Here is a 3,209-nt window from a genome sequence, read left to right as displayed (position 1 = left end):
CTATCCGATGCTCATACTCGCGCTACCCGATCATCAGAACTCTGCTTTCCGAAGCACGTCCCTAACATCTGGCTGGCGGCGATCCGAATAGTTCTGTAGACCACGTCGCTACCGTGGGCGTGAATCGCTTTGGGAAGTGCTCTATGTCCGGACTGGTTCCGGGTGCGAGGGCAGCACTTTCGAAGAGGCAAGCGGCGCACTCAGTCATGTTAATAGAAACTGCTAGGGCATCGGAGAGCATTGTCCAGATGGTGCCGCCACGTGAATAGTCGGAAAGCCATTTGTAGCCGTGGATGAAGCTTGAACCGTAAGAATAAAAGAGCGTGGATGAATGTTCCATCGAGCTATTGGCTATCTCGCCGTCGTCGTGCAACGGTACGTGGGCATCAATCCACCTTGCGGAGTATTCCACGAGTTGCGAGAACTGCGGCGGACGCTTAGCGGGGTAAGCGCTCTCGGAGCGGCTGAGCGTTGCGTTAAACCTTTCCCTGTGGGCCCTATTCATTCTTCGATGTTCGGGCGAATAGCGGCTGTCGGCCGCGGTTTCGGCCTTGGCCGAAAGCTGCAGAAACGAACTTTGCTTTCGTAGCTGTTCGAGTTCGATTCGGAGGCAACGATCGAGGCGTTCAGCTCGGTCCTCCCCGCTGAGCATCCAGATCGATGCCGCTGCACACTCCATAGCTACACGGCATAATCCGAGGACTTCGCTGAGGTGTGGCTGCCTGTGGCTTCTGCGCCGACGGATTAGAACACCAGCCGTGTGTAAGTTCTCGGCAGCGGTCATAACCGGGTATATCGTCTGCTCAGTTACAGCCTTCGTCCCGCTAAGAAGTAGTGGATAAGCAGCAGCGAACTCGACGTCGTCGTTATGGAGAGAGCTGCCCGGTGCTGGCGGGTGCGGCTTCAACGACCAGTCATAGAGATCTCCTCCCCGCTTGCCCCGTGAATCAATACGGGGCAAGACTCCGCCGCTTGCCGCATTGAAGAGCGTTTCGGTCAACGCTTGTCTTAGATTTCGGACCATCGGTATGGATTAGCTCGCCTTGCTCAGTGTTCGATAGACGGCCGGCAGGAGCTCGCCAAGCAGTGCGCGGGCGAGATCTCGGTTGTTGAGGATCTGCGCGGAGAGGTCTGCGGAGGAGTCCATGGATCCGATGACGGCGTCGGTGAAGGCGACATCGATGTCGGGGCTCGCGCGGAACTGGGCGAGTGAATTGTTCTGGGCCTGCGTCTTAAGGGTCTCGCTCTCTTCGAGCCGGTCCTTGATGTGGGTAACCACGTTGCGGACGGAGGAGTCGGGGTGGTTTCCGGCGAACAGGTCGTTGATGCGGTTGATCACCTCGTCGAGGGCCACCATGTCGGGGTCGCGGACGGTGCCGGTGCCGGCCTCGCGCGCCGGCTCGAGCGGCGTCCCGCCGGAGAGTTCGCCGTCCCGGGTGGCCTGGCGGTGGTGGCCGAGGTAGTCGATAGCCACCGCGGACAGGTCGATGGGCGTGTCCTTCTCTCCGCTTCTTAGCTGTGGCGCTAGCAGCTTGAGATACAGCGCGAGCTTCTCGAGCCACGGGATCTCGTAGTCGAACAGCTGGGACAGGAACTCGTATTGCCGCACGTAGGTGCCCACGTCCTTGCGGAACATCTGCAGCTCGTCGATTTCCACGGCGTTGGAGGCCTCGACCGCCGACCGCATCCGAACCGTGAAACGGTCGGCAGCGGGGGCAACCCACTTCACCAGCGCATTGTGGCCCTCACGGGCGAGGAATGCATTAGCGAAGCCGTCGACCTCGGAGCGCTCGTAGATGCCGGCGACGGATAGTTTGCGCTCGGTGTCGTGGACGATGTTCGGGTCGGTCACGTCGGCCAGTGTGGTGGCCTCGTAATAGGGCGCAAAGGCGTCGACGATGTCGTCGACTTCGTTGGTGAAATCCAGCACGAAGGTCTGGTCTTTCAGCGGCGGAAATGTCCGGTTGAGCCGCGAGAGAGTCTGCACCGCCTGGACCCCGCCGAGCCGCTTGTCGACGTACATGGCCACGAGTTTGGGTTGGTCGAAGCCGGTCTGGAACTTGTTGGCCACCAGCATCACCTGGAACTCATCGGTGGCAAACGCGTCCCGCAGGTCGCGGCCCTTGAGCCCAGGGTTCATGCTGACTTCGGAGAACGGCTCGTCGGTACCGGACTCGGGGTCGGTGACCTCCCCAGAGAACGCGACCAGCGCAGCGACGTCGGTGTAGCCGTTCTCGGTCACGTACTTGTCGAAGGCGAGTTTGTAGCGCACGGCGGCCTTGCGGGAACTGGTCACCACCATCGCCTTTGCCTGCCCGTTCAGCCGCCAGGCCACGTTCTGTCGGAAGTGCTCGACGATGATCTGCACCTTCTGCGAGATGTTGGTGGGGTGCAGCTTGACCCAGTTCATCACCGACTTCACCGCGGCGGAGCGGTCCACCAGGTCGTCGTCGCCACCCTCGGTGGTCACGGCGACGGTGCCTTCCCCGGTGTCGCTGGTGGCGTAGGTCTTGCCGTTGTGCGACAACCGGAACGCGGTCTTGTACGGGGTGTAGTTGCGCAGGACGTCCAGGATGAAGCCCTCGTCGATCGCTTGCTGCATCGAGTACAGGTGGAACGGCTGCGGCGTGCCGTCGGGGCCTGGGCGGCCGAACAGTTCGAGCGTGGTGGCCTTGGGGGTGGCGGTGAAGGCGAAGAAGGAGATATTGCCGGCCTCGGCGCGGGCTTTGGTCTCGGCGGCGAGCATGTCCTCCGCCGACACGGCCCCGCCCTGGGCGACCTCGTCGAGCTCGGCCTGCGACAGGACCTGCTTGAGTTTGTTCGACGCTCCGCCGGCCTGGGAGGAATGGGCTTCGTCGGCAATGATCGCAAAGGACCGACCGCGGAGGGTAGTGCGGTCGGCGATCGCGTCCAGGGCGTAGGGGAAGGTCTGGATGGTGACGACGACGATGTGGGTCCCCGACTCGAGAGCCTCGGCCAGTTCTGAGGATTTCGATCCGGTCAGCCCATCGATGTGGGCCACGACCCCGGTGGTGCGATTGATCTGGTGGATGGCCTCTTGCAGTTGCGCATCAAGCACGGTCCGATCGGTGACCACGATGACGGAGGAGAACACCTTGTCGTCGTCATCGTCATACAGCGACGACAGCCGCTGGGCGAGCCAGGAGATGGAGTTGGTCTTTCCCGAACCTGCGGAGTGCTGGACAAGG

At 61.7% G+C, this 3,209-nt stretch carries 1 protein-coding gene; it reads right to left on the bottom strand.

Annotated features, from left to right (window positions below; translation table 11 throughout):
- Positions 1 to 1,033: 1,033 nt before the first annotated feature.
- Positions 1,034 to 3,209: type I restriction enzyme subunit R domain-containing protein (locus ABD250_RS12025; RefSeq protein WP_344392462.1), on the bottom strand; the 2,176-nt coding region annotated here is incomplete at its 5' end.

The organism is Dietzia cercidiphylli (assembly GCF_039531545.1).
GTDB classification, from domain to species: Bacteria; Actinomycetota; Actinomycetes; order Mycobacteriales; family Mycobacteriaceae; genus Dietzia; species Dietzia natronolimnaea.
This window is presented reverse-complemented; position numbering and strand designations above follow the sequence as displayed.